This is a genomic window from Marinoscillum sp., assembly GCF_965229915.1.
Taxonomy (GTDB): Bacteria; Bacteroidota; Bacteroidia; order Cytophagales; family Cyclobacteriaceae; genus Marinoscillum.
Map to the genome: position 1 here is coordinate 4,919,035 of NZ_CBDDJZ010000001.1, position 25,505 is coordinate 4,944,539.

Annotated in this window: 22 protein-coding genes; 18 read left to right on the top strand and 4 right to left on the bottom strand. The window is 44.3% G+C overall.

Annotation, left to right across the window (positions count from 1 at the left end):
• Window positions 1–36: 36 nt before the first annotated feature.
• Both ACO067_RS20995 and ACO067_RS21000 read right to left on the bottom strand, forming a co-directional pair.
• Window positions 37–1,083, bottom strand: coding sequence for a response regulator (locus tag ACO067_RS20995; RefSeq protein WP_421877873.1), 1,047 nt, complete (start codon window positions 1,081–1,083; stop codon window positions 37–39).
• Window positions 1,084–1,102: 19 nt separating this feature from the next.
• Window positions 1,103–2,413, bottom strand: a complete 1,311-nt coding sequence (locus ACO067_RS21000; protein WP_421877875.1) for an ATP-binding protein — start codon at window positions 2,411–2,413, stop codon at window positions 1,103–1,105.
• Window positions 2,414–2,550: 137 nt separating this feature from the next.
• Between ACO067_RS21000 and ACO067_RS21005 the strand changes: the two genes are divergently transcribed.
• From ACO067_RS21005 to ACO067_RS21040, 8 genes are all read left to right on the top strand, one after another.
• Window positions 2,551–3,009: a universal stress protein gene (locus tag ACO067_RS21005; protein ID WP_421877877.1), complete on the top strand. Its 459-nt coding sequence runs from the start codon at window positions 2,551–2,553 to the stop codon at window positions 3,007–3,009.
• 5 nt (window positions 3,010–3,014) lie between these two features.
• Complete coding sequence (locus tag ACO067_RS21010; protein ID WP_421877879.1) at window positions 3,015–5,399, top strand: heavy metal translocating P-type ATPase; 2,385 nt, start codon at window positions 3,015–3,017, stop codon at window positions 5,397–5,399.
• Window positions 5,400–5,439: 40 nt separating this feature from the next.
• Window positions 5,440–6,120 (top strand): response regulator transcription factor, encoded by a 681-nt coding sequence (locus ACO067_RS21015; RefSeq protein WP_421877881.1) that lies wholly within the window; start codon window positions 5,440–5,442, stop codon window positions 6,118–6,120.
• Window positions 6,117–7,370, top strand: coding sequence for a sensor histidine kinase (locus ACO067_RS21020; protein WP_421877883.1), 1,254 nt, complete (start codon window positions 6,117–6,119; stop codon window positions 7,368–7,370). The genes ACO067_RS21015 and ACO067_RS21020 overlap by 4 nt, the downstream gene beginning before the upstream one ends.
• A 101-nt stretch (window positions 7,371–7,471) precedes the next feature.
• Window positions 7,472–9,886 (top strand): TonB-dependent receptor domain-containing protein, encoded by a 2,415-nt coding sequence (locus ACO067_RS21025; protein WP_421877885.1) that lies wholly within the window; start codon window positions 7,472–7,474, stop codon window positions 9,884–9,886.
• 186 nt (window positions 9,887–10,072) lie between these two features.
• Window positions 10,073–10,420: a PadR family transcriptional regulator gene (locus ACO067_RS21030; RefSeq protein ID WP_421877887.1), complete on the top strand. Its 348-nt coding sequence runs from the start codon at window positions 10,073–10,075 to the stop codon at window positions 10,418–10,420.
• On the top strand, window positions 10,417–13,029 hold the full coding sequence (locus tag ACO067_RS21035; RefSeq protein WP_421877889.1) for an ABC transporter permease: 2,613 nt from the start codon (window positions 10,417–10,419) through the stop codon (window positions 13,027–13,029). Before ACO067_RS21030 ends, ACO067_RS21035 begins: the two co-directional genes overlap by 4 nt.
• Before the next feature lie 154 nt (window positions 13,030–13,183).
• Window positions 13,184–14,710 carry a T9SS type A sorting domain-containing protein gene (locus tag ACO067_RS21040; protein WP_421877891.1) on the top strand — a complete coding sequence of 509 codons (1,527 nt, stop codon included), beginning with the start codon at window positions 13,184–13,186 and terminating at the stop codon, window positions 14,708–14,710.
• Between the two features lie 2 nt (window positions 14,711–14,712).
• Here the strand turns inward: ACO067_RS21040 and ACO067_RS21045 are convergent, their stop codons facing one another.
• Window positions 14,713–15,195 carry a deoxycytidylate deaminase gene (locus ACO067_RS21045; protein ID WP_421878334.1) on the bottom strand — a complete coding sequence of 161 codons (483 nt, stop codon included), beginning with the start codon at window positions 15,193–15,195 and terminating at the stop codon, window positions 14,713–14,715.
• 183 nt (window positions 15,196–15,378) lie between these two features.
• Between ACO067_RS21045 and ACO067_RS21050 the strand changes: the two genes are divergently transcribed.
• The gene (locus ACO067_RS21050) at window positions 15,379–15,642 is read left to right on the top strand and encodes a hypothetical protein (protein WP_421877893.1); all 264 of its coding nucleotides are present in this window, start codon (window positions 15,379–15,381) and stop codon (window positions 15,640–15,642) included.
• Between the two features lie 12 nt (window positions 15,643–15,654).
• On the top strand, window positions 15,655–17,157 hold the full coding sequence (locus tag ACO067_RS21055) for a methyl-accepting chemotaxis protein (protein WP_421877895.1): 1,503 nt from the start codon (window positions 15,655–15,657) through the stop codon (window positions 17,155–17,157).
• Here the strand turns inward: ACO067_RS21055 and ACO067_RS21060 are convergent.
• A complete protein-coding gene (locus ACO067_RS21060) occupies window positions 17,118–17,702 on the bottom strand; it encodes a DUF6992 family protein (protein ID WP_421877897.1) in 585 nt (194 codons plus the stop codon). The genes ACO067_RS21055 and ACO067_RS21060 overlap by 40 nt on opposite strands.
• A gap of 368 nt (window positions 17,703–18,070) precedes the next feature.
• On the opposite strand from ACO067_RS21060, the gene ACO067_RS21065 reads away from it, so the two are divergent.
• The 8 genes from ACO067_RS21065 (at window position 18,071) to ACO067_RS21100 (ending at window position 25,285) form a co-directional block, all read left to right on the top strand.
• A complete protein-coding gene (locus ACO067_RS21065; RefSeq protein WP_421877899.1) occupies window positions 18,071–20,308 on the top strand; it encodes a molybdopterin-containing oxidoreductase family protein in 2,238 nt (745 codons plus the stop codon).
• Window positions 20,305–20,838, top strand: a complete 534-nt coding sequence (locus ACO067_RS21070) for a 4Fe-4S dicluster domain-containing protein (RefSeq protein WP_421877901.1) — start codon at window positions 20,305–20,307, stop codon at window positions 20,836–20,838. The genes ACO067_RS21065 and ACO067_RS21070 overlap by 4 nt, the downstream gene beginning before the upstream one ends.
• A gap of 4 nt (window positions 20,839–20,842) precedes the next feature.
• Window positions 20,843–21,706, top strand: coding sequence for an NrfD/PsrC family molybdoenzyme membrane anchor subunit (nrfD, locus tag ACO067_RS21075; protein WP_421877903.1), 864 nt, complete (start codon window positions 20,843–20,845; stop codon window positions 21,704–21,706).
• Window positions 21,707–21,785: 79 nt separating this feature from the next.
• Entirely contained in the window at window positions 21,786–22,319 is a 534-nt protein-coding gene (locus ACO067_RS21080) for a YeeE/YedE thiosulfate transporter family protein (RefSeq protein WP_421877905.1), read from the top strand.
• A 2-nt stretch (window positions 22,320–22,321) separates the two neighbouring features.
• The gene (locus ACO067_RS21085; protein ID WP_421877907.1) at window positions 22,322–22,924 is read left to right on the top strand and encodes a YeeE/YedE thiosulfate transporter family protein; all 603 of its coding nucleotides are present in this window, start codon (window positions 22,322–22,324) and stop codon (window positions 22,922–22,924) included.
• A gap of 12 nt (window positions 22,925–22,936) precedes the next feature.
• Entirely contained in the window at window positions 22,937–23,545 is a 609-nt protein-coding gene (locus ACO067_RS21090) for a rhodanese-like domain-containing protein (RefSeq protein ID WP_421877909.1), read from the top strand.
• 15 nt (window positions 23,546–23,560) lie between these two features.
• Window positions 23,561–24,025: a rhodanese-like domain-containing protein gene (locus ACO067_RS21095; protein WP_421877911.1), complete on the top strand. Its 465-nt coding sequence runs from the start codon at window positions 23,561–23,563 to the stop codon at window positions 24,023–24,025.
• Window positions 24,026–24,523: 498 nt separating this feature from the next.
• A complete protein-coding gene (locus ACO067_RS21100; RefSeq protein ID WP_421877913.1) occupies window positions 24,524–25,285 on the top strand; it encodes a hypothetical protein in 762 nt (253 codons plus the stop codon).
• Window positions 25,286–25,505: the final 220 nt, after the last annotated feature.

Here is a 25,505-nt window from a genome sequence, read left to right on the forward strand (position 1 = left end):
GGAACCTGATAATTGTCAGTCGACCAATTGACTTTTCTAAAAACGAATGGCAGCTACCTTGTCCGGGTCGAGTACGTGGATGGTGCTTCCCTCAATTTTGATGAAGCCATCTTTCTTGAACTCTGAAAGCATGCGGATTACTGATTCAGTGGCTGTACCGACCATGCTTGCCAGATCTGCTCTTGAGACTTCAAACTTTGCTGGGCCACCTTTGCCATCACTGTAGGTGTTGTACAGCTTCATTAGCGCATCAGCAGTACGTTTCCGAACAGTGTCATAGGCCATTTCCATGAGACTGCTTTCTTTTTCCAGTAGGTTTTTGGATAGCATTTTGATGAATCTACCAGAGACTTCTCGGTTTTGAAAAATGAGGTCCTGAAATTCTTTTCTTGGAATCATGATCACCTCGGTATCTTCCAGTGCCTGAGCAAATTCGGTACGGTCTGTGTCCTGTATGAGAGCGTTTTCTCCAAGGAATTGTCCCTCAGTGAGTATATCAATAATGAATTCCTTACCGTCCTGATTGATTTGAAAGATCTTCACCTTGCCCGTTTTGATCTTGTAGGCATAGGAGGCAAAATCACCCTGTCGGTAAAGAATGTCTTTTTTCTTAAATCGGCGTGTTTTACTGTTGGTTTCCAGGTCTTCTAACTCCGCGTAGCTTTTGGCCTGCTTGACAAACTCTGTGAGTTCATCTTTGGCGGAGAGCTTTTCGTATTTGTTGAGCCTTCGCTCTATCGCACCCAGCAGCTCCATCTCTTCAAAGGGCTTGGTGATGTAATCATCCGCGCCAAGGTTCATACCTTTTCGGAAATCTGATTTCTCTGATTTGGCGGTAAGGAATATAAACGGCGTAGAGGAAATCTCCGGTCGCTTACTGATGAGATAGAGCACTTCATAGCCATCCATTTCTGGCATCATGATATCGCACAAGATCAGGTCCGGCCGTTCGTCCAGAGCCTTTTTTACGCCTATTTTACCATTTTCAGCAGTAATGGGGTGATAGTTTGAGAGCTCTAATAATTCCTCGATGTTCTCTCTTACCTCTGTTTGATCTTCTATTATGAGAATTTTTTTCTTCATGGAAGCTGCTTAAAAAATACTAGGGTTTACGATACGGAAAATTAACAATAAACTCGGTTCCAAGTCCTTCTTTACTCGTAAAACTAATATCTCCCTGCAATAAGTCCAGGTATCTTTTGACAATGTTGAGTCCAAGACCGGTGCCCTGAATGTTGGTGGCATTTTCGGCTCTGTAGAAGCGCTGAAACAGCTGGCTTTGTTCTTTTTTCGGGATGCCGATCCCATCATCTTTTACCTGAATCCTTATTTCCGAATCATTGACCTCACTCACATTGAAGACTATCGTAGAGTTCTCGGGAGAGTATTTGATGGCATTGGAGAGCAAGTTCAAACAGATGTTTTTGATCAGGTGCTGATCAGAAATGATCTGATAGAGCTCAGGAGCTAAGTTTGACTGAATCTCCTGTCCCGGTTTGAGCGTTAACCCCATGCTCTCCATGATTTCATCATACAGTTCTTTTAAGGAAAACTGAACGATCTTCAATGAAATGGCACCGCTTTCCAGTTTCTCCAGAGAAAGGAAGTCATTTAAAATATTGGTCAAGTTCTGCACAGAAACTCTGATCCTATTGATGTGCTTGATCCGCTTATCCTGATCGTCAGTTTCAGGATACCGGCCGATCAGGTTGGCGGAAGACAATATGGTCGTTAGTGGAGTGCGAAATTCATGGCTGGCCATGGAAATGAACCGAGATTTGAGTTCGTTGAGTTCCTTTTCTTTGGCCAGTGCTTTGAGGATCTCCTTCTCCGCTTTCTTTACTTCTTCAAAACTCTCTTTGAGAGCTGCCTCGGCTAGTTTTCGTTCACGAATTTGACTTTTCAATCCCAGGTTTAGATGTTCGAGTTCCTTGGTGCGCTCTCGTACTTTGCCTTCCAGATTCTGTGCATGTTGCTCTAGCTGGGTTCTGCTCTCAGCCAGCGCCGCCTCCTGTTGTTTTCGTGTGGATATGTCGGTGATGAAAGCCACCACTAGCTTCTGATCCTGGTGAGTGACAAAACTCAGACTCACTTCCAGAGGAAAAGTGTCGCCATTTTTCTTCAACCCTACCAGGTCCCGGCCGATTCCCATAGGTCTGGATTTGGGTTCTTCTACATAGTCTTTACGATACTTTACATGCTTTTTATGGTATTCCTTTGGGATGAGGTTTTCGATTACTTTCCCCAATAATTCTGCTTCGTTGTACCCAAAGAGCTCTTCCGAGCGTTTGTTGGCCATGACTATTTCCCCCTGGGCATTCACTATGATAATGCCTTCACCCGCACTTAAGAAGATTTTGTTGAGGAGCTCCAGGCCGCTTCTAGACATCAAATACTCACTTGACAGCTCCATGATTTAAGTCAGTTTCATCTCACACAATATCAAAAAAATAGGAGTAGAGGTACTGATTTTTTTCAGTTTTCACTCTGACTGCCATCAGAATGCCTCTAAACGCAACAAGATAGTTTTGCCTATAAGATTAGGAAAAAATGCAGGCATTTAAAAATATTCTTATTCCCACAGATTTTTCTCCAGCGGCGTGGAATGCCGTGCAGTTGGGGTCTAGTATGGCCAAGCCAGGTTATACGGATATCACATTGCTGCATGTCTTCCCATCTAGCGCCAAATTCGATAGTCGAAAAGGAGAACTGGACATTAAGGATCTCAATACCATAGATGAAATCAAAGTGCAAATGGATGCTTTCTGTATGGATTTGCACAGTCAGTATAAGGTGTCCTATCATCCGCTCATTCTTGGGGGTGCCGTTCAGCAGGAAATTTGTCAGCACATCCAGGAAAATGACTTTGATTTGGTGATCATCGGGGTGAACAGCAATGGAGTGGACAATAACCCTGGCAGTCATACATCCGATATCATTTCTAATTGCCACGCACCTGTTCTGGTGGTGCCCAATGGATTGATTAATGCCAAAACTCTTGTAGCTTAGTGTTGATGTCAGAATCTACTACTGTGGTGAAATGCTTCCATTGCGGGGATGCTTGTGAATCGGATGTGATTCGGTTTGATGAGCACTCGTTTTGTTGTCATGGGTGTCAGGCAGTTTATGAGCTGATTCAGCAGAGTGATTTGCAGCAGTACTACGCCAACGGTGACTTAAAGGCAGGTAAGGTAGAAGATCAGAGCATCATAGACCGCAAGTATGCTTACCTGGACGCACCTGATGTGGTGAGTAAGCTGCTGAGATTTCATGACGAGAAACAATCAGTGGTAAAGCTGTACCTACCGGGTATTCACTGCAGCTCATGCATTTACTTACTGGAGCATCTCCCCAAACTCGACCCACGGGTTCTCAGAGCAGAGGTTAATTTCATCAAAAAGGAGATTGTCGTCTCTTTCTTAAATGAGATGGCTCTGAGACAGGTGGTGGTGATGCTGGCCACTCTGGGCTACCCACCATTGATCAATCTGGAAAATCTAGAATCACCCAAAAAATCACAATCTACTGGTGGACTGGGCATGAAGATAGCCGTGGCGGGCTTTTGCTTTGGTAACAGCATGCTAATTAGTCTGCCTGAGTATCTCGATGCGGACTTTCAGATCGAGAGTGTTTTCAAAGAACTATTTGGCTGGATCAACCTGGTTCTGGCCCTTCCTGTATTCTTCTATGCTGCTCAGGATTATTTCAAGAGTGCATGGGCAGGAATCACCCATAAATACCTCAACATAGACGTGCCTATATCCCTGGGCATATTGACCTTGTTTGGTCGGAGTGCATTTGAAATTCTCACAGGCACAGGACCTGGCTATGTGGACTCATTGAATGGTCTGGTTTTTTTCCTGCTGTTGGGGAAGTGGTATCAAAACAAGTCCTATCAGGCATTGTCCTTTGAGCGTGACTACAAGTCCTATTTTCCAGTTTCAGTGCTAAGGGTCAGAAAAGATGCTGAGGAGTATGTGATGTTGCAGGACCTTAAGCCAGGTGATAAGATTGTGATCCACAATCTGGAGCTCATTCCAGCTGATGCCCTGGTGGTTTCTGGTAGTGGCAATATTGATTACAGCTTCGTAACTGGTGAATCTGAACCAGTCTCTAAGCAAGTGGGAGAGCGAGTGTTTGCTGGTGGACGGCAAAAGGGTGGCCAACTTCATTTACTACTAGAGAAAGCCGTAGACAACAGTGAACTCACCCAAATATGGAACGACAGTGAAGCGAATAACAATAGAAAGTATGAAACACTGATAGACAAGGTGAGTCAGTACTTTACCCTGATTATTATCGCGTTGGCACTGGGGACCGGGACCTACTGGTATTTGATGGATACGACCAAAATGTGGGATGTCGTAGCAGCCGTGCTGATTGTGGCTTGTCCATGTGCGCTGGCGCTGGCGTTACCTTTTGCTCTGGGCCACGGTATGCGAATAATGGGTAGGAAGGGCGTTTATTTAAAAAATGCTCCGGTCGTCGAGCGCCTTGCTTCCATCAAGGAATTGGTATTTGATAAGACAGGCACGCTCACACGCAATAGCTCAGATGGAATCCGATTTGTAGGTAAGGAGCTGGATGAAACCATCAAATCTTATGTTAAAACCATCACATCCAATAGCGCTCATCCATTGAGCAAACTCATTTCCAGACACTACGATGATTCTGTCAAGAAATTAGCTTTAGACTTGTTTCACGAAGAGATTGGTAAAGGTGTGCAAGCACAAGTAGGTGGAGAAACAGTTAAGCTAGGATCTTCAGAATGGATGGGAATAGAAGAGGAGAGCCACTCTAAAGAAACCAGGGTTCACCTTAGGGTAGGAGCAGACTATAAAGGTTATTTTAGAATTAAATCTGGATACAGACAAGGTATATTTGAAGCACTCAAGTTGCTCAAAAGGAGGTTCAAATTGCATTTGCTATCTGGTGACAATGCCAGTGAGCGGGAAAACCTATCGCCCTATTTTGACGAGCTTTATTTTCATCAAAAACCTGCCGATAAATATGCCTATGTGAAAGATCTCAATACTGAGGCATTGATGATTGGCGATGGACTGAATGACGCGGGAGCTTTGAAAACTGCTTCCGTTGGGTTTGCCGTGTGTGAAGATGTACATCAGTTTAGTCCTGCCTGTGATGCCTTGATAGAGGCTGATTCTATTGATCAGGTGCAGTCTGTGTTGTCATTCTCCAAATGGGTCATGCGCGTAGTTATTGCCGCTTTTGTGATTTCATTTGCTTACAATATCGTTGGTTTGTCTTTTGCCGTGACCGGAAATCTCACACCTGTCGTATCGGCCATTCTCATGCCACTCAGCTCGGTGACAGTGGTTGGTTTTATCACCTTGGCCGTTAGCTTCTTTGGGAAGCTCCAATTCCGCTCCAAAGCCTGATTCAAATTTCCTTCAGAAATGAAGTATATTTTCGCCTGTTATGAAACTGCTAGTCGTAGAAGATCACGAGCAATTAAGTACCAATATACGGACCTATCTCAATCAGGAAGGATATGTGTGTGAAGTAGCCGCTAACTATCAGCAGGCGGTAGAAAAATTATATGCCTATCAGTATGATCTGGTGGCGCTGGATTTGATGCTGCCAGATGGTAATGGGTTAGATCTGTTGAAAGCCATCAAAGAAAACTGGCCAGATCTATGTGTGTTGATCATTTCTGCCAAGAATGCGCTGGATGACAAGCTGAAAGGTCTCAACCTGGGAGCCGATGACTATTTGGCCAAACCCTTTCATCTGGCTGAATTAAATGCACGGTTGAAAGCCATTTTTCGGAGAAAAAATCAACAAGGAGACAGCACGGTGAATTTTGAAGAGATCGTGCTCAATACCGATAATTTTGAGGTGAAGGTCAATGACGAACTGCTTGACCTCACCAGAAAAGAGTTTGAAATGCTTCAGTATCTACTGCTGAATCAAAACCGGGTGCTTACCAAGCAGTCCATCGCGGAGCATCTTTGGGGAGATTATATGGACACTGCGGATTCGTTTGACTTTGTCTATCAGCATATAAAGAATTTGCGTAAAAAGATTGCCCAGGCAGGAGGCAATGACTACATCCATACCGTGTATGGTGTGGGCTATAAATTCAAAAAGACCGCATGAAACTGATTGTTAAAATCACGTTCTTTTTTATGCTCATCGCATCGGTGGTGTTTGTTATCGGAGCTACCTTCTCCTTCAACGCCATGAGTCGAGAAATCGAACTTGAAGAGCAGTACTTTCTCGAAGAACGCTTGCAATCAGCCATTAGATACCTGGAGCGTAGAATGCCTACAGAAGAAATCAGGAGAGAGAAAATTGTCATCACTCCGATGGATAGTACGGTTCAGGAAACAGAACCAGTGTTTTCAGATACCTTGGTGACTCATATCACCCTTCAGCGCATCGAGCCGCACTCTAAACTGGACGTGATCAAAAGGGTGAATGGCAAAGTATATAAAATCATGTTATTCGATCTGGTGGTGGAGGAAGATGACATCCAGGATGCGGTGCAAGAATCCATGATTAAAACATACCTCTTGCTAAGTGTGGTTACGCTTATTCTGAGCTTGATTGCATCGTTTTACGTGTTTGGACCTTTTCAAAAGACCCTGGCGATTATTAAGAACTTCTCGGTCAAAGAGGACTTTGATACGAAGTTTCCAGAATCTACGACCTCAGAGTTTAAAAAGCTCAATCAGTTTATCAGTGACATGATGAGTCGCGCTCGCAGAGATTATTTGGCATTGAAGGAGTTTTCTGAAAATGCTTCGCACGAGATCCAGACACCACTGTCCATAGCGCAGGGAAAGCTGGAACTACTGATGGAGAGCAATGAGCTAACGGAAGATCAGATGGAGCTGATCTCATCTGCACAGTCAGCGATCAAACGATTGAGTAAGCTGGGTAATTCATTATCGCTCCTCACTAAAATTGAAAATCAGGAGTTTTCTGACTTTGCGAAAGTAAATATGACCCAGCTAGTGAGCCGGTTTCTGTTTGATTTCAAAGAACTGATTGAACTGAAAGAGATCAAACTCCTATCAGAAGTGGAATCGGGGGTTATCATAGAAGGAAATGTGGTCCTTTTGGAATTGCTCGTAACTAATCTGCTCAACAATGCTGTGAGGCACAACTACTCTGGTGGTGAGATTTCTGTGAGGTTAGATGCCAGGTCTCTGGAAATCATGAATACTGGAGAACCGCTCAAGGGAAACCCAGAAGACATTTTTAGAAGGTTTAAGAAGGCTTCTGATAATCCAGACTCGCTCGGATTAGGTCTGAGTATTGTAAAAAGAATCTGTGAAGAGCATCATTTTGTTGTAGAATATTCCCAAAAAGTTAAACAACATTGCTTTACGGTTAGTTGGTAGCCCGAACAATTCGGAAGGAAAATTAAAATCCTCAGAATTACTTCAGATTTCGGACAAAATTGACTCAGACTGTGGTTCTACATTTGCACAAAATTCCAGTAATGCTCAATCGACTTTTAACCATCTTATTCATACCATTATCGTTCTTTGCGAATGCACAGAGTGCGGTGACCGGAAGCCTTATGGATGGCTCCACCTCAGAGCCACTGTCCTACGCTACGGTAAGTTTGTTGGACCAAGACTCAAGCCTGGTGACTGGAGCAGTCACCGATATGGATGGTAAATTTCTGATCAAAACAGAAAATGGTAAATACACTCTGCGCTTCCAGTTTGTAACGTACCAGACTCGGGAGATGGCTTTGGAACTAACCGGAAACACCCGGGACCTGGGCACGATCAAAATGGACCCATCCAATCAGGAGTTGGACGAAGTGGTGGTGCAGGCAGAGCGTACTCAGATGCAGCTCAACCTGGACAAGAAAGTGTACAACGTCGGAAAAGATTTGAGCAACCTGGGTGGGTCTGCAGCCGATATGCTGGATAATCTCCCTTCTGTGGCGGTGGATGTGGAAGGTAATGTGCAGCTAAGAGGTAGCTCCAGTGTGAGAATCCTCATTAATGGTAAGCCTTCCGGTCTGGTGGGTCTATCGAGTAGTGATGCCCTGAGGCAACTTCAAGGTAATTTGATCGAGAGTGTGGAGGTAATTACCAATCCGTCAGCTAGATACGATGCAGAAGGTCAGGCAGGTATTATCAATATCATCCTGAAAAAGGAAGAGCAAAAAGGATTGAACGGTAGCTTTCAGGCCACAACTGGTGTGCCGCATAATCATGGGCTTGGTATCAATCTAAATTTTAGAAAGAAATGGGTTAACTTCTTTGTCAACTACGGGTTTGATTACCGCAGAGCTCCAGGTACCAGCTATACCAACCAGCAGTTTTTTAGAGAAGATTCTACTTATTATACCGATCAGCTATATGACCGATCCAGAGGTGGGTTTTCAAACAATGTGCGGTTTGGAGCTGATTTCAATGTGGGAGAAAATAGCACTTTGACTGGCTCGTTTCTTTATCGCTATTCTACGGATGTTAATTACAACGACCTTACCCTGACTGATTATGACGAAAACAGAAATCTTGGTCTATACACTTTAAGAGAAGATACCGAGGAAGAGCTAGATAAAAATCTTGAATATTCGATTAACTACACACGTGACTTCAAACGCAAAGACCACCAGCTAACCGCTAATATCCAATATCAGGATAATTATGAGAATGAAGTTTCTGACATTGAACAATCGGTCGGTCCCAATCAGGCAGAGATTGATAGCACGTTATTCCAAAATGTGGACAACGTGCAGGGTGAAAAGCGCCTGATGTTACAAGCGGATTATGTACGTCCGTTTGGAGAGAAAGCAAAAATAGAGGTCGGATACCGGAGTACACTTCGTGAAGTCTACAATGACTACCTGGTAGAAGAATCAGTGGATGGAGACGTTTACAATCAGCTGGATACATTCACCTTTGACTTTCAGTACAATGAAAACGTACACGCTTTTTATGGAATCGTTAGTGATGAACTGGACAAAATCTCCTGGCAGCTAGGGCTTAGAGCTGAAATCACCGACATTGATGCAGACCTGACAGACTCAGATCCGCTGACATTCAATTACACGAATTTCTTCCCAAGCGCCTTCTTCACTTACAAGGTATGGGGAATATCCCAACTGCAGTTGAGTTATAGTAGAAGAATCAACAGACCGAGATACAGGGATCTTAGTCCATTGAGTTCGTTTACCAACAATCGTAATTTCAGAGTAGGAAATCCTGGACTTCAGCCTGAATTTACTGATTCTTACGAATTTGGCTTTCTTCAAAACTTTGATAACTCTTCCATCTACTATGGAGTATATTATCGACACACCGACGATCCTATCCAGCGAGTCAACAGACCCGCAGATGACAACAATGTGGTCGTCAGCCGGGAGGAAAATCTTGGAGTACAAAATTCATATGGTATAGAAGTAAATGCCAATCAGGATTTCACTGAATGGTACCGTCTGACTGGTAATTTCAACTTCTACAGACAAGTGACCGATGGTGAAGCTTACGGAGAATCTTTGTATGCCGAGACCGTAACCTTCAGTACTCGGATCAGCAACAACATCAAGATCAAAGATGTGATTACGGCCCAGGTAAACCTTAATTACAGAGCACCAGAGCAGCGCACGCAGGGAAGAAGAGAAGCTATCACGGTACTGGACCTTGGGTTTACACGAGATATGTGGAACAAAAAAGGCTCTCTTTCATTAAGTGTAAGAGACTTGTTCAACTCACGAAAGTATCGCTTCGAAACGGAGACCTCCAACTACATCTCAGAGTCGGAGTGGCAGTGGAGAAGAGGCCCTCAGTTCATCCTTACACTCAATTATCGACTCAATCAGTCGGATAGAGATCAGAAGAAGGGCGAAAGAGACGGTCAGGATGGGTTTGAGGGAAATGACTTCAAACCCTGATGAAACAGTAAAGACAACATTCTCATATTTCATTTTAGTTTAGTTTGGTTAGATTGATGAATGTCCGGTTCTCCGAGTAGGAGGCCGGACTTTCTCTTTTATAGCAGGTCAATCAGAAAAAAAATATTTAATTTACAATTATGAAAGAAACCTTTTTGTTTTTGGTTACGTATTTAATTTACAATTATGAAAAATATGGGAGAGGAGAAGGTTCAGCTTGGTGAATTTGAGGAATTGGTGCTGTTGATCACAGCCATTTTGAACGAAAATGCTTATGGAGTGCGGGTAATGGATGAGATTGAAGCACAAACAGGTCGCAAGGCCAATATCAGCGGTGTACACACTGCGCTGGACCGTCTGGAGAAAAAGGGCTATCTAAAATCCTATCAAGGTGGAGCCACTGCTGAACGTGGTGGTCGTAGAAAGCGTTTTTTCAAAGTCACCGATTTGGGAGTGCAGGTGTTGGAAATCAACCATCAGGTACGAAATGCCCTGTTTAGTCAAATACCCAAGGTGTTATTTCAGAACAGGTGAAAGCAAATCCACAGCCTCCAAAACTTGCCCTGAAGGTACTTAGGTGGTTCTGCAAACCATGGTATGCAGAAGCTATAGAGGGAGACCTACAGGAGCTCTTTGAGCGTCAGTTTCAGGACTCTCCCAACCAAGCCAGATGGCAGTATACCTACAATGTGGTACGCTTCTTTCGCTGGCGATACGTCAAGGATCTTGATGATGTTCAACCTAAAAGTCCAATTGGAATGTTCAAAAACTACTTTAAGATTTCTTTCAGAAACATGGCTCGCAATAAGCTGCAGTCATTCTTCAATGTCTTCGGCCTGGCCATTGGTATTGCTTGCTGTATCCTCATTACCATGCACGTGCGCTACCAGCTTGGATATGATCGACACATTCCAGATCTGGACAACATCTACCGGGTGACGATCAACTCTGGTGGACCTTATACGCCGGCTCGTCTGGTCAAACAAATGCGTGCGGACTATCCGGAAATAGTCAGTGGCACTCGGGTGAATGGCACGTTTGAAGCCGTGGTGAAGGTGGGTGACGAGTACATCATACAACCCAACTGTATCATTGCTGACTCCACCTTCTTTGAGGTCTTTCCGGCAACTTTTCTCAGAGGAGATGCTAAAAACGCTCTGAATCGAGCAAACAAAGTAGTCATCACAGAGAGTGTGGCTAAAAAGATCTTTCCAGATCAGGACGCCATGGGGCAAGTGATCAATGCTGATGATACAGACTACATCATTAGTGGCATAGTGGCGGATCCACCCAAGACCACCACCATACCCTACCAGGTGATTGTGCCTATTCCGTGGGAAAAGTGGGCCACGGTTGGTTGGTGGACCGGAAACAACTTTTATTCTTACCTCAAGCTGGCCCCACAGGCAGATCCAAGACAGCTTGAAGCCAAGTTTCCTGACTTTGTCGAGCGGTATATTGGTCCGGAGATTCTTCAGCATTATTCGCAGTATGAATCGTTTGATGAGTATCTGGCAGATGGGAAAAACCACTCCTTCAATCTGGTGCCAATGAGTGAAATTCATTTGCATTATCCAAGACTGTCGTTAGGTCAGGGTACTAATTTCCAGTACCTCGTTATTTTTTCAAGTGTTGCTGTGTTCATATTGATCATTGCCTGTATCAATTACATCAATATGTCTACGGCCAAGTCTTCGCTGCGGGCCAAAGAGATAGGTATGCGCAAAGTGCTAGGATCTGTCAAAGGCTTAATAGCTCAGCAGTTTTTGCTGGAGTCGTTCTTGATAGCCGGTTTGTCCATTGTCCTGGGTATTGTGTTAGCTATTCTACTCATCCCATATTTCAATAACATCAGCCAAATCTCGTATGGGGTTTCGGATTTGTTGACGCTCGAGAATTTGTTCTGGTTTTTGGGTATTTGGCTGGTGGTGGGTCTATTGGCGGGTGTTTATCCGGCTAGTTACCTAGCTTCATTCAAGCCGATTGCGGCACTACGTGGAGAATCTGTCCAGGGAGGAAGTGGGAAATTACGATCTGGCTTGGTAGTCCTTCAGTTTGCCATTTCACTGTTTTTAATGATCGGTACATTCATTGTCTACCAGCAGTTGCAGCACATGAGCAATAGGCAACTTGGGGTGGACGCAGATCAAGTATATGTTGTCTCTGGAGCCAAAAAACTTGGTAAACAGTTCGGAGCTTTCAAAAACCTACTGGAGTCCAATTCGAATATCTCAGAAGTAGGAGCATCCAATACGTATCCGTCTCATTTTATGGCAGATTGGAACTATCAGACTGTTGGGGATAACCCTACCACTTTTGGGCCACTGAATATATTTGTCGATGCACACATCAAGGATGTCTGGGGACTGACGATCAGAGAAGGAAGGTTTTTTGATGAGAATCTGGTAACCGATACGGCGAGTATTGTGGTGAACCAAACTCTGGTAGATTACCTGGGGTGGGATGAGCCCATCGGTCAGGTCTTGAGCAGAGGTGACGAAGGTAGTTTTAAAGTAATTGGGGTAGTTGGGAATTTTGTTACACGATCTGCAAAACGTGGAGATTACCCAATTGTACTACGAAATGCGGATATAGAAACGATGTATGGCGGAGGTTATGCCTCAATCAAAATAAAAGGAAATGTAGCAGAGGCGCTTAGTCATATCGAGAGTACCTGGGATCAGCTACTACTCGGTTACCCGATTGAAGGACAGTTTATGGACGATTCCTTTCAACGGTTATATGACAGTGAAAAAAGATTTGGGATGTTGTTTACCGGGTTTTCTATTCTGGCCATCCTCATCGCTTGTATGGGACTTTTTTCATTGGCGGCTTTTGTATTGGAACGAAAGCGTAAAGAGATTGCGCTTCGCAAAGTTATGGGCGCGGCTATCGGACAGATATTCTTTGGAGTATCCAGGTATTTTTTGAGGTTGATCTTAATAGCTTCATTGTTTGCCGTTCCTGCAGCATACTACCTAGGTCAGCAGTGGCTAGAAGATTATGTAGATCGCATAGCTATTGATGTAGGGCTGATTGCAATCCCATTGGTACTTATGGCGCTGGTTTCGTTGCTTACGATCTCCTATCAGACGTACCAATCAGCTACTAGTAACCCTGTAGATGCACTAAAAGAAGAGTAAAATCCACACTTATTCTAAATCGATCAAGAAAATAGGGGAATTCAACGAATAAAAAAATCTGATTACGAGTTGCATGCGTACATTTGTATAGGTAAATAGCTTAATGCAGAACTAAGTGTTTTGCCTACAACTATCAACTAACGATTGCGACACTTTGAAGACACTATTTTTTTATTCAACTCTCCTATTACTTGGTTTGTCGGCGTGGGCACAATGTCCCACAGGTAATGTCACTGGCGATAGAACCATCAGTAGTAACTGTACCATTTCCAGTAACCTGACCATATCTGGTAATCTGACTATTTCCAATTCGGCTACCTTAACGATAAATCCTGGAGTAGTTCTTACAGTAGGAGGTGTGCTGCAATCTAGTTATCAGGGAGGTGTCATCACGATCAATGGAGGGGGAACACTTAATGCTGGAGGAAGATTGTATAACCAGGTTAGAACGGTCACTTCTTTCAACATATCAAATGTTACTGTTACGGTCAACAATACCTCTAGTACCACCGTGCTTAACGACTATCGGAGTACTTTAAACATTACCAATGGAGCATCATTTACGGTGGTGCAGGGCAATTTTGAGAATGATAATGAAACGAACCTGAACATCAATAATTCTACTTTCACCGTGACATCTGGTAAGTTCCTCAATGATTTTCAAGCTGACATTAACCTGACTAATGGTAGTCAATTCAATGTAAGCAGCGGCAATATGGAAACCGAGGATCAATCTTTATTCTTGATAGATGACAGTGATGCTTACATCAATGGCAATATGAATAATGATTACAGGGCAGATCTTGTGGTCCAAAATGGAGGAACTCTGACAATTACCGGTGACTTTAACAATGGCCTGCAGCCAAACGGAACTGGTGCAAATGAAGGCTCTGTAACCGTGAACAATGGAACTGTTTCCGTAGGCGGAGATTTGAACAATACTTATGGTAGTGACATATCTGTAGATGGTGGTGGAAGTGTGAGTGTCACTGGAAATGTGGACAATGCCCAGGCGGCGACAATTGACGTAAGTGATGGCACCTTTTCGTATGGTGGTACTATTAATGATCCATTTGCTGGAGTATCTTCCTCATCTACTGACTCAGAGTGTACAGATGGATGCTGTGGATCTGGGTGTACGGCTTTGCCGGTTTCACTTTTGTCCTTCGAAGCAGAATCCAGACAAATAGGTACGGAATTGAAATGGAGCACTGTATCGGAGCAGTCAAACGACTACTTCACTTTAGAGAAATCATTGAATGGTACGGATTTTCAGCAAATAGCACAGATTGCTGGTGCAGGTGATTCCAATACCAAGTTGTCCTACAGCTATATGGACGCTGCGAGTCATGCCAGCAAGGTTTATTACAGGTTGAGTCAAACGGACTTTGATGGAACCCACGTGTATTTAAAAGTAGTGGTTGTCGGCGGTGATAAGACGGCAAGTACCGTTCGACTTTACCCTAATGTGGTAGACGGTACTCAAGCTCAAATAAATGTGGAGGGAGTAACAGCAGATATGAGTTGGAAACTCATCGATCTTAATGGAAATAGTGTGGATTGTGGCAGCTTCATCGACTCACAAGCCATTGAAGTTGGTCAACTAACCAAAGGACTATATGTAGTTCAAATTGCCTCTTCTACCGGTTTCTTGAAGACAGAAAAGCTTGTAGTAAAATAAGATCAGATGAGCTCGGTCACATGTTCGATGTGGCCGTTGTATTTCTCTACAGTAATCCCAAACTTTCGTAGGAAGTCTACACCTTCGTCATTTGCTATCCCCTTGTGCTCTGCATACGAATTGAGGTAGATAACCTTTTCTATACCCGCTGTGTAGATAATCCTTGCACAAGCCAGACAAGGAGATAGTGTTACGTAAAGAGTGGACCCCTCTACGGTGGCCTTATTCTTTACAGCATATAAGATGGCGTTTTGCTCCGCATGAATGGCGAGAGAGCATCCTCCTTTCGAATCCCTCGGGCATCCTGCTTCGGGAAATTCCTCATCACAGTTGTGTGTGCCGGCTGGAGGCCCATTGTAGCCAATAGAAATGATCCTGGTATCCTTTGTCAGCACAGCACCTACGTGCCGTTTGATGCAGTGACTCTTTTTAGCCAGATTGACTGCCAGTTCCATGAAGATATCGTCAAATGCCGGTTTGTCCATGGGCCAAAAGTATGCAATCGCCAGAACATCTTCGTCATTCATCTTTTAAGGAAGATTACTTAGCGGGAAATCACTGTAGTTCGACTAATAAGAATTGGTTGAATGATAGAATTATAAGAGATTTACCTAGCTATGGATGAATTGCTCACGGTTCTCATTGACTTGATTTAACTGATAAATATTATGAGTGATTTTGGCATATTTAGTATTGCCATAGCTTCTAGCGTGGTGTTCCTTGCCGTGATACTGTTTTTCGTATTGCGAAACTCCTTCTTATTTCGATTGGGTATCAGAGTGGTGTTTGTTTGTGCGTTAATAGCCTTTCTGGGTTTTATTGCCGGCCACTTTGGATTGCATCACTTGTATTGGGCCGTTCCTATAGGAGTATCTTCTGTTCTCGCTATTTTCCATTTTCTAATCTATTTTGTACGTAGGCCCATTCAGTAGATCACATCGGATTTGGAGACGCTAGGTCTCGGGAATACAGGGATCGAAATATCAAAAAAATATACTGCAAAAAATGATGAGATCGGGGAGGTATTCAGGTCTTTTGCCCGCTATATCCAGACCCTTCAGGAAGTCGGTGACTTTGCTCAGGAAGTCGGTCGGGGCAACCTAGACGTGCAGTATGCTATCAAAAGTGATGAGGATGTGCTGGGCAAATCGCTGGTGCTCATGCGTGACCAACTCAATGATGGTATTGATGCTGTCAAACGAGTAATCCAGGAGGCGGGCTCTAATGGTAACCTGGCCGTGCGAGTAGATGTGAAGGACAAGTCTGGCGCATGGCAAGAACTGAGTTTCTCCATTAACGAACTGTTGATCACTTTCGCTACGCCGATCTCCCAACTGAATCAGATCTTTGAAAGCCTTTCCAAAGGTGATTTGACCAATAGGTACATCCAAAATTCTGAAGGGGATATCGGTAGGCTGAAGGAGAATATCAATGCCGGACTGGACAATCTGGAGCAGATTCTATCAGGAGTGGTGATCAATGCCAGGGAGATAGAGGATTCTTCTGCAGAGATGGGGTATACCAGTCAGGAAATGAGTATCAATACCAACGAAATTGCATCTTCCATAGGCCAGATGAGCACAGGGGCTCAGACCCAAGTGATAAAAGTAGATGAAGCATCCAGCCTGATCGAGCAAATTCGCAATTCATCAAAAGAGGTGGGTAGTAAAGCAGAAGAGATTAACAAAACGGCCTCAGATGGGTCAGGGCTGAGTGAAGAAGGCATTGAAATGGCAGATGCCATTCAGGTCAGCATTGCTGAGATAGCAGACTATGCTTCCAAGTCTAACGAATCCATGCACATCCTGAAGAAACGATCAGATGAGATCAGCAAAGCACTAAGTGTCATTACAGAAATATCCTCACAAACCAATTTGCTGGCACTCAATGCCGCCATAGAAGCAGCACAGGCTGGTGAGGCAGGACGGGGATTTGCCGTAGTGGCAGAGGAGATCAGAAAACTGGCTGAAGACTCTAAGAATAGTGCGAAGGAAATAGAGAAGCTAGTACACGATGTGCAACGAGACACTGCAGAAGCCAATAAATCTATGAATGAGATGACTCAGCGCATCTCCATAGGGCAGGATAAGTCGCGGGGTGCTATGAATACCTTCAACAAGATATTCGAATCTTCTAAAAATACGCTGGAGCTTTCACGCGAGATATTAGAGGCATCAAACGAACAGAGTAATCGCATCAACTCTGTAGTGTCGATATCAGAAAACATCGTGGTGATAGCTGAGCAGACGGCTGCTGGTACCGAGGAGATCGCCAGTTCCGCTTCCGAATTGTCTACTGGTATGGAATCCTTCAATGAACGGATCGAGCTCTTCACAGGTATTTCTGATTCCATGAAGCGTGCTACTGACCGACTGGTACTATCTAATACACGTGCCACTGCTGTGGATCAAAGCCTCAGTGAGATGGAGAGCCCAGAGCCGATGTAATGGAAACTAAGTTGGTCCGTGAGGTTTAGGATTGACGGTGCATTGCTATGGTGAAGTCCATACATCATCAAATCAAAAACAAAGAGAAATCCACCTTGCAGTAGGAGTGAGTTTCCATAGCCAGCCAATCGATTCTTATTGTTGCTGCTGTTTTTGGAGCGTTCTCTCAGAAAGAAACCAGCCATTACATACCCAACGTCCAAACCCGTGTTTAACAGGAAAATATTTTCCAGACTCATTTGTTCCTGCACTACTGAAGACAGACTCGGGTCGTTGATTAAGCTCTTGGCGCCAAAATATCCGGCGGTGGCTAAACCAAGGTTCACTGTATTCCACATAGCGTTCATCTGGTGAAAATACTTTTGCCGACCGGAGAATTGGGCATTGCCACAAATACCACTGCCCAGATTGATTAGTGCCCAGCTACCAAGAACTAACATACCCGTTCGGTTGATTTCATATTGGGTCTGAGCCACTTCAGGTACGCTTTGTGAGTGAGCCTCCACCCAGATGATTAGCACAAAAACAGTCAGTAGGTATTTCATGAGATTGAAACCCGCACTACCCAACAATGTTTGACTGATGGAGATCATATAGTCAGGTGGCGGAGGTCATGGTGGACCTGCTGTGGAGTGTATACTTTAGATATATCAAAACAAACAGAAAGAAAATAGGACCTTAATAGTGTACGGATCAATGCTACAAGTCATAAGCTTTAAACGCATTATCTACACCAAAACCCCACCGATCGTGGGGTTTTATTTTATCTCCCTTTTACCATTCGTACATTCATGCCAAACCTTCTGTAACAAAGGTTACATAAATCGCTGATTAGGATCAGGGCTTGTTGGTTCATGAGTCATTTTAGTCCATGGTGGGCTGCTCTACCTTGTTGGTGCAATGACGAGAACATATGAAAACCAATAGGAGAGATTTTATCAGGATTTCAGGAGCCGGTATTGGTACTGCCACACTTGGGAGCTCTGTCTTTAGCTGGGCCAATGGGAGCCTCCTCAACGAATCCATTACACCACCAACCACCTATTCACGCACACCTACCTATTGTGAAGTTTGCTTCTGGAAGTGTGCGGGCTGGCTCACCAAGAATGAAAATGGAGAGATATGGAAAGTAGAAGGTCATGCGGATGATCCGCACTGCAATGGCCGGCTGTGTCCGCGTGGTACAGCAGGAGTGGGCATGTATCACGACGAAGATCGACTGAAAACTCCCCTCATAAGAGTGGAAAAGGATGGCAAACAGGTATTTAAACAAGCTACCTGGCCTGAGGCTTTCCAATTCATCGGAGATAAAATGAAAGCTATTGCTAAGGACTATGGTCCAGATAGTATGGCACTATTTACTCATGGGTCTGGAGGGACATTTCTCGGCCATATGATGAAAGCTTATGGGTCTTCCAACATCACCGCACCAAGTTTTGCCCAATGCAGAGGTCCCAGAGAAGTTGCTTTCATTTCCACTTTTGGAGAAGGGATTTACTCTCCCGAGCGCACGGACATTCGAGATACCAGATGCCTTGTATTGATAGGTAGTCATATCGGCGAAAACATGCACAACGGTCAGGTGCAGGAGATGTCAGAGGCCATTGATAAGGGTGCCACTATTATTACGGTGGACCCTCGGTTTTCGACAGCTGCTAGCAAGTCCAAACACTGGTTGCCTATTAAGCCATCTACCGATATCGCTTTGCTATTGTCCTGGACCAATGTCCTCATAGAAGAGGGCTGGTATGACAAGCAATATGTGGAAAAATACACCTTTGGTTTTGATCAACTGCGAGATCATGTGAAAGCGTTCACTCCTGAGTGGGCCTATGGTATTACCACCATTGAGCCCAAAGTCATTCGGGAGACTGCCAGAGAAATGGCCAATGCGTCACCTGCTGTTATTGTGCATCCAGGCAGACATGTGACCTGGTACGGTGACGACACCCAGCGACTAAGAGCTGTCGCCATACTTAATGCCTTGCTGGGGTCCTGGGGTAGAAGGGGTGGTTTTTACTCACCGGATAAAGTAAGCATCCCGAATTACCCGCATCCACCTTATCCAACGCCCAAGCATACCTGGAGAGATGCAGTGCCAGGTAAGTTTAATTTGGCTTCTGAGGTGGTTTCCAATGCACTGGTAGAAGCAACTATTCCATCTGACAAGCGGGATTGGAACATCAAAGGCTGGATCGTAAATGGTACCAATCTGGTGCACACCTTACCCAATCAGGAAATTACTTTCAAGGCGATAGAGGCACTGGAACTGTTGGTAGTCATTGATACCATGCCCATGGAGATCACAGGATTTGCAGATGTGGTACTCCCTGAGTGCACCTATCTGGAGCGTTACGATTCCATTCGAAATTCACCACACAGAGAACCGGTGATCTCCCTTCGGATGCCAGCGGCAAAACCGAAATACAACTCAAAACCAGACTGGTGGATTGCCCAGCAACTTGGATTTGAATTAGGATTGGATGCATATTTCCAATACCAAAACATCGAAGAAATGCTCGATTGGCAGCTTAAACAAGTTGGCAGTTCGCTGGAGGAGATGCAAAAACTGGGTGTGAAGAAATACAAGCGGTTTTACGATGACTTGTATCTGGTAGAGGGTCAGGATTTTACCTTCAATACCAACACGGGTAAGATTGAACTGTATGCCACTGACTTGGCTAATGCGGGATATCCACCCATGCCAGTATATACAGAACACGAGCAGCCACAGCCAGGATACTACCGCTTGAATTATGGTCGGGCTCCGGCACACACCTTTAGCCGTACAACCAACAATCCTAACCTGGCTGATATCATGTCTGAGAATGAACTGTGGGTCAACCCTAAAGTGGCCAAACTATGGGCACTTAAAAATGGCCAGTATGTATGGCTGAAAAACCAGCAGGGTATTGTCTCCAGTTTTCCCATCAAAGTGAGGATCACGGAACGAATCAGGTGGGATTCGGTGTACATGGCTCATGGTTTTGGCCATAGCAATAAGAAGCTAAGTCGTGCCTTTGGTAAAGGGGCTAGTGATACGGAGCTCATAAGTAATGTGAAGCTCGATCCCGCAATGGGAGGCACAGGCATGCGAGGAAATTTTGTAACCATTTTGACGGAGAAACCTGAAACTGTAGAAGCATCATGAGATACGCGATGGCCATAGATACCAAAAAATGTGTGGGGTGTAGTGACTGTGTGGTTGCTTGTCAACTGGAGAATAACGTACCCGTAGGTTACTGCCGCGACTGGATCGTGGAGACCACCAGTGGCACTTATCCTGAGCTGGAGTTGGAGTTTCGATCAGAGAGGTGTCACCACTGTGCGAATGCCCCCTGTGTGCGATGCTGTCCAACAGGTGCCAGCCACATCGAAGAAGGTGGAGTGGTACTTGTCACTCCTGATTTGTGCATTGGCTGTGGGGCATGTAACGCATCCTGTCCATACGATGCCCGATATCCGCATCCTGATGGCTATGTAGACAAGTGCACATTCTGCATACATAAAGTGCGCAAAGGAGAGCAGCCTGCTTGTGTAGAAGTATGCCCAACCAACTGCTTGTATTTTGGAGATCTGGATGACCCGAACAGTGAAGTCTCCAGGAAAATAAAGGAACGAAAGTATAAACGACTAAAGACAGAGGCTGGAACTGACCCTCAATTGTACTTCTTAATCTAACGTTATGGAAGAAGAAATCATCATTAGCGGCAGAATGAATGCCAAAGTAGACCCACTACTTCATATTTGGGGTTGGGAAATTGCGTTTTATTTGTTTGTAGGAGGATTAGCTGCGGGGATTCTTTTCTTCGCTTCTTTTTATTACCTGCGAGGTAAAGAAAAAGACTATCCAGCCACCGTGAAGTGGGCACCATTGATTGCACCATTTATCCTGGTTCTTGGGCTCGGAGCATTGTTTTTAGACCTCCATCACAAGCTGTATTTCTGGAGGCTCTACACCACCGTCAGGCTGCAGTCCCCTATGTCATGGGGTGCCTGGACACTGCTGGTTATCACGCCATTGTCTGTCCTGTGGGTAGCTACTTACATTCGAGAGCTCTTTCCAAAATGGGATTGGAAGTTTCAGTGGTTATACAACCTAGAGTCCTTCCTGATTAGCAACCGACGCGTACTGGCGTGGGTCATGGTTTTCTATTCGGTGATATTGGGGATTTATACCGGCATACTACTCTCAGCGTTCAACGCACGACCACTCTGGAATACGTCTATTCTGGGTCCGTTGTTTTTGGCTTCAGGTCTTTCCGCCGGAGCTGCTGTCATCATGGCTTTTAGTAAGAATAAATTGGAGCGCAGACACTTTAGTCAACTTGATCTGGTGATTATCGGGGTGGAGCTTTTCTTCATCATTCACTTGTTCATGGGACTGCTGGCAAGTACGGAAGTACAGATAGAAGCCGCTGAGATGTTTCTGGGTGGGCAGTACACCTTGCCGTTTTGGATATTCGTGGTGTTCATTGGAATGATCCTTCCTGCGATGCTGGAATTGTTGGAGCTGAGAGGACAGAAGATTCCCGTCCTGATCCAGTGATCCTTATTCTAATTGGCAATATCATGTTGAGATTTATCATTGTTTATGCCGGTCAGGCAAGTAGATACTTATATTAATCATGGCACATCACAATTACATCACCGGAAAAACCAAGTACATGAATCCTTATCTGGCAGGGATCATCTTGGGACTAGTGTTATTGCTATCCTTCTACCTGACGGGTAGGGGACTTGGAGCCAGCGGAGCTATGAAAAGCGTGGTAGTTACGACGGTCGAAACCGTCTCTCACGTCAAAGCGGAGGAGTCTGGGTTTTACAGCAAGTACATCGCCGATGGTCAAAATCCGATGAACAGCTGGCTGGTGTTTCAGGTGCTGGGTGTGGTAGTCGGAGGGTTTCTGTCCGGTGCACTCTCCGGACGTCTGCAATTAAAGACTGAGCATTCACCTAACATCACCAAACGCCGCAGGATAGCGATGGCCATACTTGGTGGAGCCTTGTTTGGGTTTGGGTCGCAGTTTGGGCGTGGATGTACCAGTGGGGCTGCACTAAGTGGCATGGCCACCCTTTCACTGGCAGGCTTTGTCACCATGATCGCCATCTTCGGCACGGCTTACATGTTTGCTTACTTCTTTAGAAAAAACTGGATTTAACTATGGGACCGATTATTCCTATTTACGAAATATCTCAAGAACTCAATTTTCTGATCGCATTTGTCATCGGTATAGGCTTTGGGTTTGCGTTGGAGCAGGCTGGCTTTTCGTCTAGCAGAAAGCTAGCAGGCATGTTTTATGGCTATGATACCACGGTGCTCAAGGTGTTTTTCACAGCGGCCATTGTGGCCATGATTGGCATACTCTTTCTCAATTACTTCGAGATGATCGATTTGAGCATTGTGTATGTCAATGAATACTTTATCAACTCAGCCATCATCGGTGGAGTGATCATGGGGATAGGCTTTATCGTAGGCGGATTTTGTCCTGGCACAAGTGTGTGTGCGGCGGCTATTGGCAAACTGGATGCACTTGCTTATCTGGGAGGAAGCTTGATCGGTATCTTCCTCTTTGGGGAGACTTATCCGCTGTGGAAGGAGGTTTATATGAAAAACTACCTGGGTGGTGTGAAGCTAAGCACTACGCTCGGTCTATCAGATGGGATGATGGTGCTGCTGGTAATCGTAGCTGCGGTGATTATGTTTTGGGTTGGGGAGTGGGCCGAGAAGAAATTCAAAAGACCAGATATTTCTAAAGAACTCTAATAAATCAATACCATGAAAAGTAGAGAGTTATTGTCAGTGATCCTATTGGCTTTAGGAATCACTGGAGCCATGCTTCCCACCAGAAAAAATGATTCCATTGCGCTGAATGAACGGGAGTTGCTCCAGGAAATGCTACGGGAGACCAACTATGTGACTGTGGATGAGCTAGCGCATTTATTGATTGCAGGAGATCCCTCTATTCAGATCATCGATGTGCGGCCAGTGTCCGAGTTTGACGAGCCCTTGCCGCGAGCGGTGAACATTCCAATCGATAGCCTATTCTCCGAGAATTATGCTTTCTGGTTTGATCAAATGCTGAAGAAGAACATCATCTATGGTTTGGATGATCAGCGAGCCACTCAGGTTTGGGTGATGATGAGACAGCTTGGATATCGCAACAATTACCTGCTGAAGGGAGGGTTGGAGGAGTGGAGGTCGACCATCCTGGACCCGCAGTATCCATCACAGTCCGCCTCTCAGGAGGAGTTTGATCTGTACGAACGGCGCATGGCTGCCAGGCAGTTTTTCACCGGTGCTAAGGCGTTGCCTAAGATTGAATTTAAACCAATCGCCCCAGTGCAGGGAAGGAAAAAGAAAAAAGTGCAGGGTGGGTGTAGTTAATCAAACAACAAGATCATGAAAGCTTCCATACGGCCATTGGCCATTATCATCCTATCCATGTTTGGGTTTTTGGTAATTGTCTCATTTTATGCAGATAAGAGTCAATTTGAACTCACCGCTCGAGAGATGCAGGTAAGGGTAATTGCTACAGACTATTTGCTTGACTCTGCTAAGGTTTCGCAGTTGGACAGTCCCATTTTTATTGATATCCGGGATGGGCACGACTTTCTGATGGATCAATTTAATCAGGCAAAGAACGTTCCATTCTCCAGACTATTGGATGAGGACTACTCTCAGGTTTTCTCTCAACAGGTGCCGAAGGTTCTTTTGTCTTATAAGTCCATACCGACACATGAAGCCTGGATGCTGCTGACACAGCTGGGATATGAGCAGGTGTATGTGCTGGAAGTCAATCGAGTGGAGCCAGAAGCGGTAGTGGTTCCCGGAGAGTCGGCCACCCAGGATATGGGAGGTCACTAATAGGTGTAGAAAGAAAGCAGACCTCACCAGTGTAGAGGTCTGCCATGATCTGTAAAGATCGATATACACCACATATCACCGATCTGTTACGCCAACAGGTTGATGGTTTTTCGAATAGTTTCTTCAACCCATTGGCAAGCTACCACAATCACGGCACGAATGTGGGAGCGATTGATAAATGACCTGTATCAATTCATGAATGCAGGCTCTCCATTAATGAATAAAAAAGATGGGAGCACATCAGGTCCGTCTGGAATCAGGAAGCAGGACTTCATAGGCCATATTTTTACTATCATTTACTGATTGAAAGTACGTGAGATGCCTTTGACTGATTCCCTTGTGTGAAATGGTTTATTCCGTTATTTTGGAGGAATGAAAATTTGTTAGCTGTAATTAAATGTTTCATAATATGCTAGCGAGAATAATCATGAATAGACAGCATTGGTTATATAAACCTTTAGTTAACATAGCCAATTGTTAGACAGAATTTGAATCTGCTTGGATTTCCTTACTGAAAATATAAAGACAATACTTCCATTAATAGGAACTCTAGTTGGTGTTCTGGTCGGTTGGCTTTTGAATGAACTTCGGGATCATTTCAAGGTTAAAAGAGACAATAGAAAGATCATAAATTCAATTTTATTTACTCTTTTAGAAATAAGATTTGTTCTTACGAGAACCAAACTTGACGACTTTATACCCTCACTGGTTGAATTTCTTCAAAAGAGTTTCCCTGGGGAAGATATAAAATCGATACAACCAATAATAAATCAAATGTTCAACATATTCCTTCAAAAGGAGCTTTCTGAAAAGCTGGGAAATGATATCGGAAAGATCGAGGCTAAATACAATGATTCAATTAAAGAGTTAGCTTCAATAGAACCTATTTTAGCATACAGTATAAGTGGAAAAACCCAGTTGTATAATTATTTGGAGTTTCTGGAAGATTATACTGGTAAGGTTGATGAATTATTTAAGATGGAACTCAACAACGCCGAGGAAGCATTTGACTTTAACTCATTAAGAGAAGTATTAACAAACTCTGTTCAACCGATTCTGTATAAAGAGGCACTCCAAACAGTTACGGATGATATACTTCAAGTATCAAGAAAAATAGGTTTACGATATTATTTCTCAACAAAAAAAGTGATTAAACGTCAAGACTCTTTGGTTATTGCTGACGAGTTGGAAAACCTCCTAGGTGGTCATCTAAAAGTCATGTTGACGCCTCTTACTAAAACAATGTCTAACAAGCGCTGAAAATGCATATGTTTGACATCTAGCAGACTTCATTGCAACTTGACCATGATATCTGCCGCTGTGAAAGATCAGTACTTTCTATTGACTTCAGCTCGCAGGATTTTTATCTTTTCCCAAAGGGATACCGATGGCACTGAACGCAGTGCATTCTAGATACTTTGTGAGCACCGGCATATTCATTAGTTTTATCGGAACTTGCCAAGCTCAGGGCGCACTCCTG

Coding starts and splice junctions, on each gene's coding strand:
- ACO067_RS20995 (WP_421877873.1), bottom strand. CDS start 1,083: ATGAAGAAAAAAATTCTCATAATAGAAGATCAAACAGAGGTAAGAGAG.
- ACO067_RS21000 (WP_421877875.1), bottom strand. CDS start 2,413: ATGGAGCTGTCAAGTGAGTATTTGATGTCTAGAAGCGGCCTGGAGCTC.
- ACO067_RS21005 (WP_421877877.1), top strand. CDS start 2,551: ATGCAGGCATTTAAAAATATTCTTATTCCCACAGATTTTTCTCCAGCG.
- ACO067_RS21010 (WP_421877879.1), top strand. CDS start 3,015: ATGTCAGAATCTACTACTGTGGTGAAATGCTTCCATTGCGGGGATGCT.
- ACO067_RS21015 (WP_421877881.1), top strand. CDS start 5,440: ATGAAACTGCTAGTCGTAGAAGATCACGAGCAATTAAGTACCAATATA.
- ACO067_RS21020 (WP_421877883.1), top strand. CDS start 6,117: ATGAAACTGATTGTTAAAATCACGTTCTTTTTTATGCTCATCGCATCG.
- ACO067_RS21025 (WP_421877885.1), top strand. CDS start 7,472: ATGCTCAATCGACTTTTAACCATCTTATTCATACCATTATCGTTCTTT.
- ACO067_RS21030 (WP_421877887.1), top strand. CDS start 10,073: ATGAAAAATATGGGAGAGGAGAAGGTTCAGCTTGGTGAATTTGAGGAA.
- ACO067_RS21045 (WP_421878334.1), bottom strand. CDS start 15,195: ATGGACAAACCGGCATTTGACGATATCTTCATGGAACTGGCAGTCAAT.
- ACO067_RS21050 (WP_421877893.1), top strand. CDS start 15,379: ATGAGTGATTTTGGCATATTTAGTATTGCCATAGCTTCTAGCGTGGTG.
- ACO067_RS21060 (WP_421877897.1), bottom strand. CDS start 17,702: ATGAAATACCTACTGACTGTTTTTGTGCTAATCATCTGGGTGGAGGCT.
- ACO067_RS21065 (WP_421877899.1), top strand. CDS start 18,071: ATGAAAACCAATAGGAGAGATTTTATCAGGATTTCAGGAGCCGGTATT.
- ACO067_RS21070 (WP_421877901.1), top strand. CDS start 20,305: ATGAGATACGCGATGGCCATAGATACCAAAAAATGTGTGGGGTGTAGT.
- nrfD (WP_421877903.1), top strand. CDS start 20,843: ATGGAAGAAGAAATCATCATTAGCGGCAGAATGAATGCCAAAGTAGAC.
- ACO067_RS21080 (WP_421877905.1), top strand. CDS start 21,786: ATGGCACATCACAATTACATCACCGGAAAAACCAAGTACATGAATCCT.
- ACO067_RS21085 (WP_421877907.1), top strand. CDS start 22,322: ATGGGACCGATTATTCCTATTTACGAAATATCTCAAGAACTCAATTTT.
- ACO067_RS21090 (WP_421877909.1), top strand. CDS start 22,937: ATGAAAAGTAGAGAGTTATTGTCAGTGATCCTATTGGCTTTAGGAATC.
- ACO067_RS21095 (WP_421877911.1), top strand. CDS start 23,561: ATGAAAGCTTCCATACGGCCATTGGCCATTATCATCCTATCCATGTTT.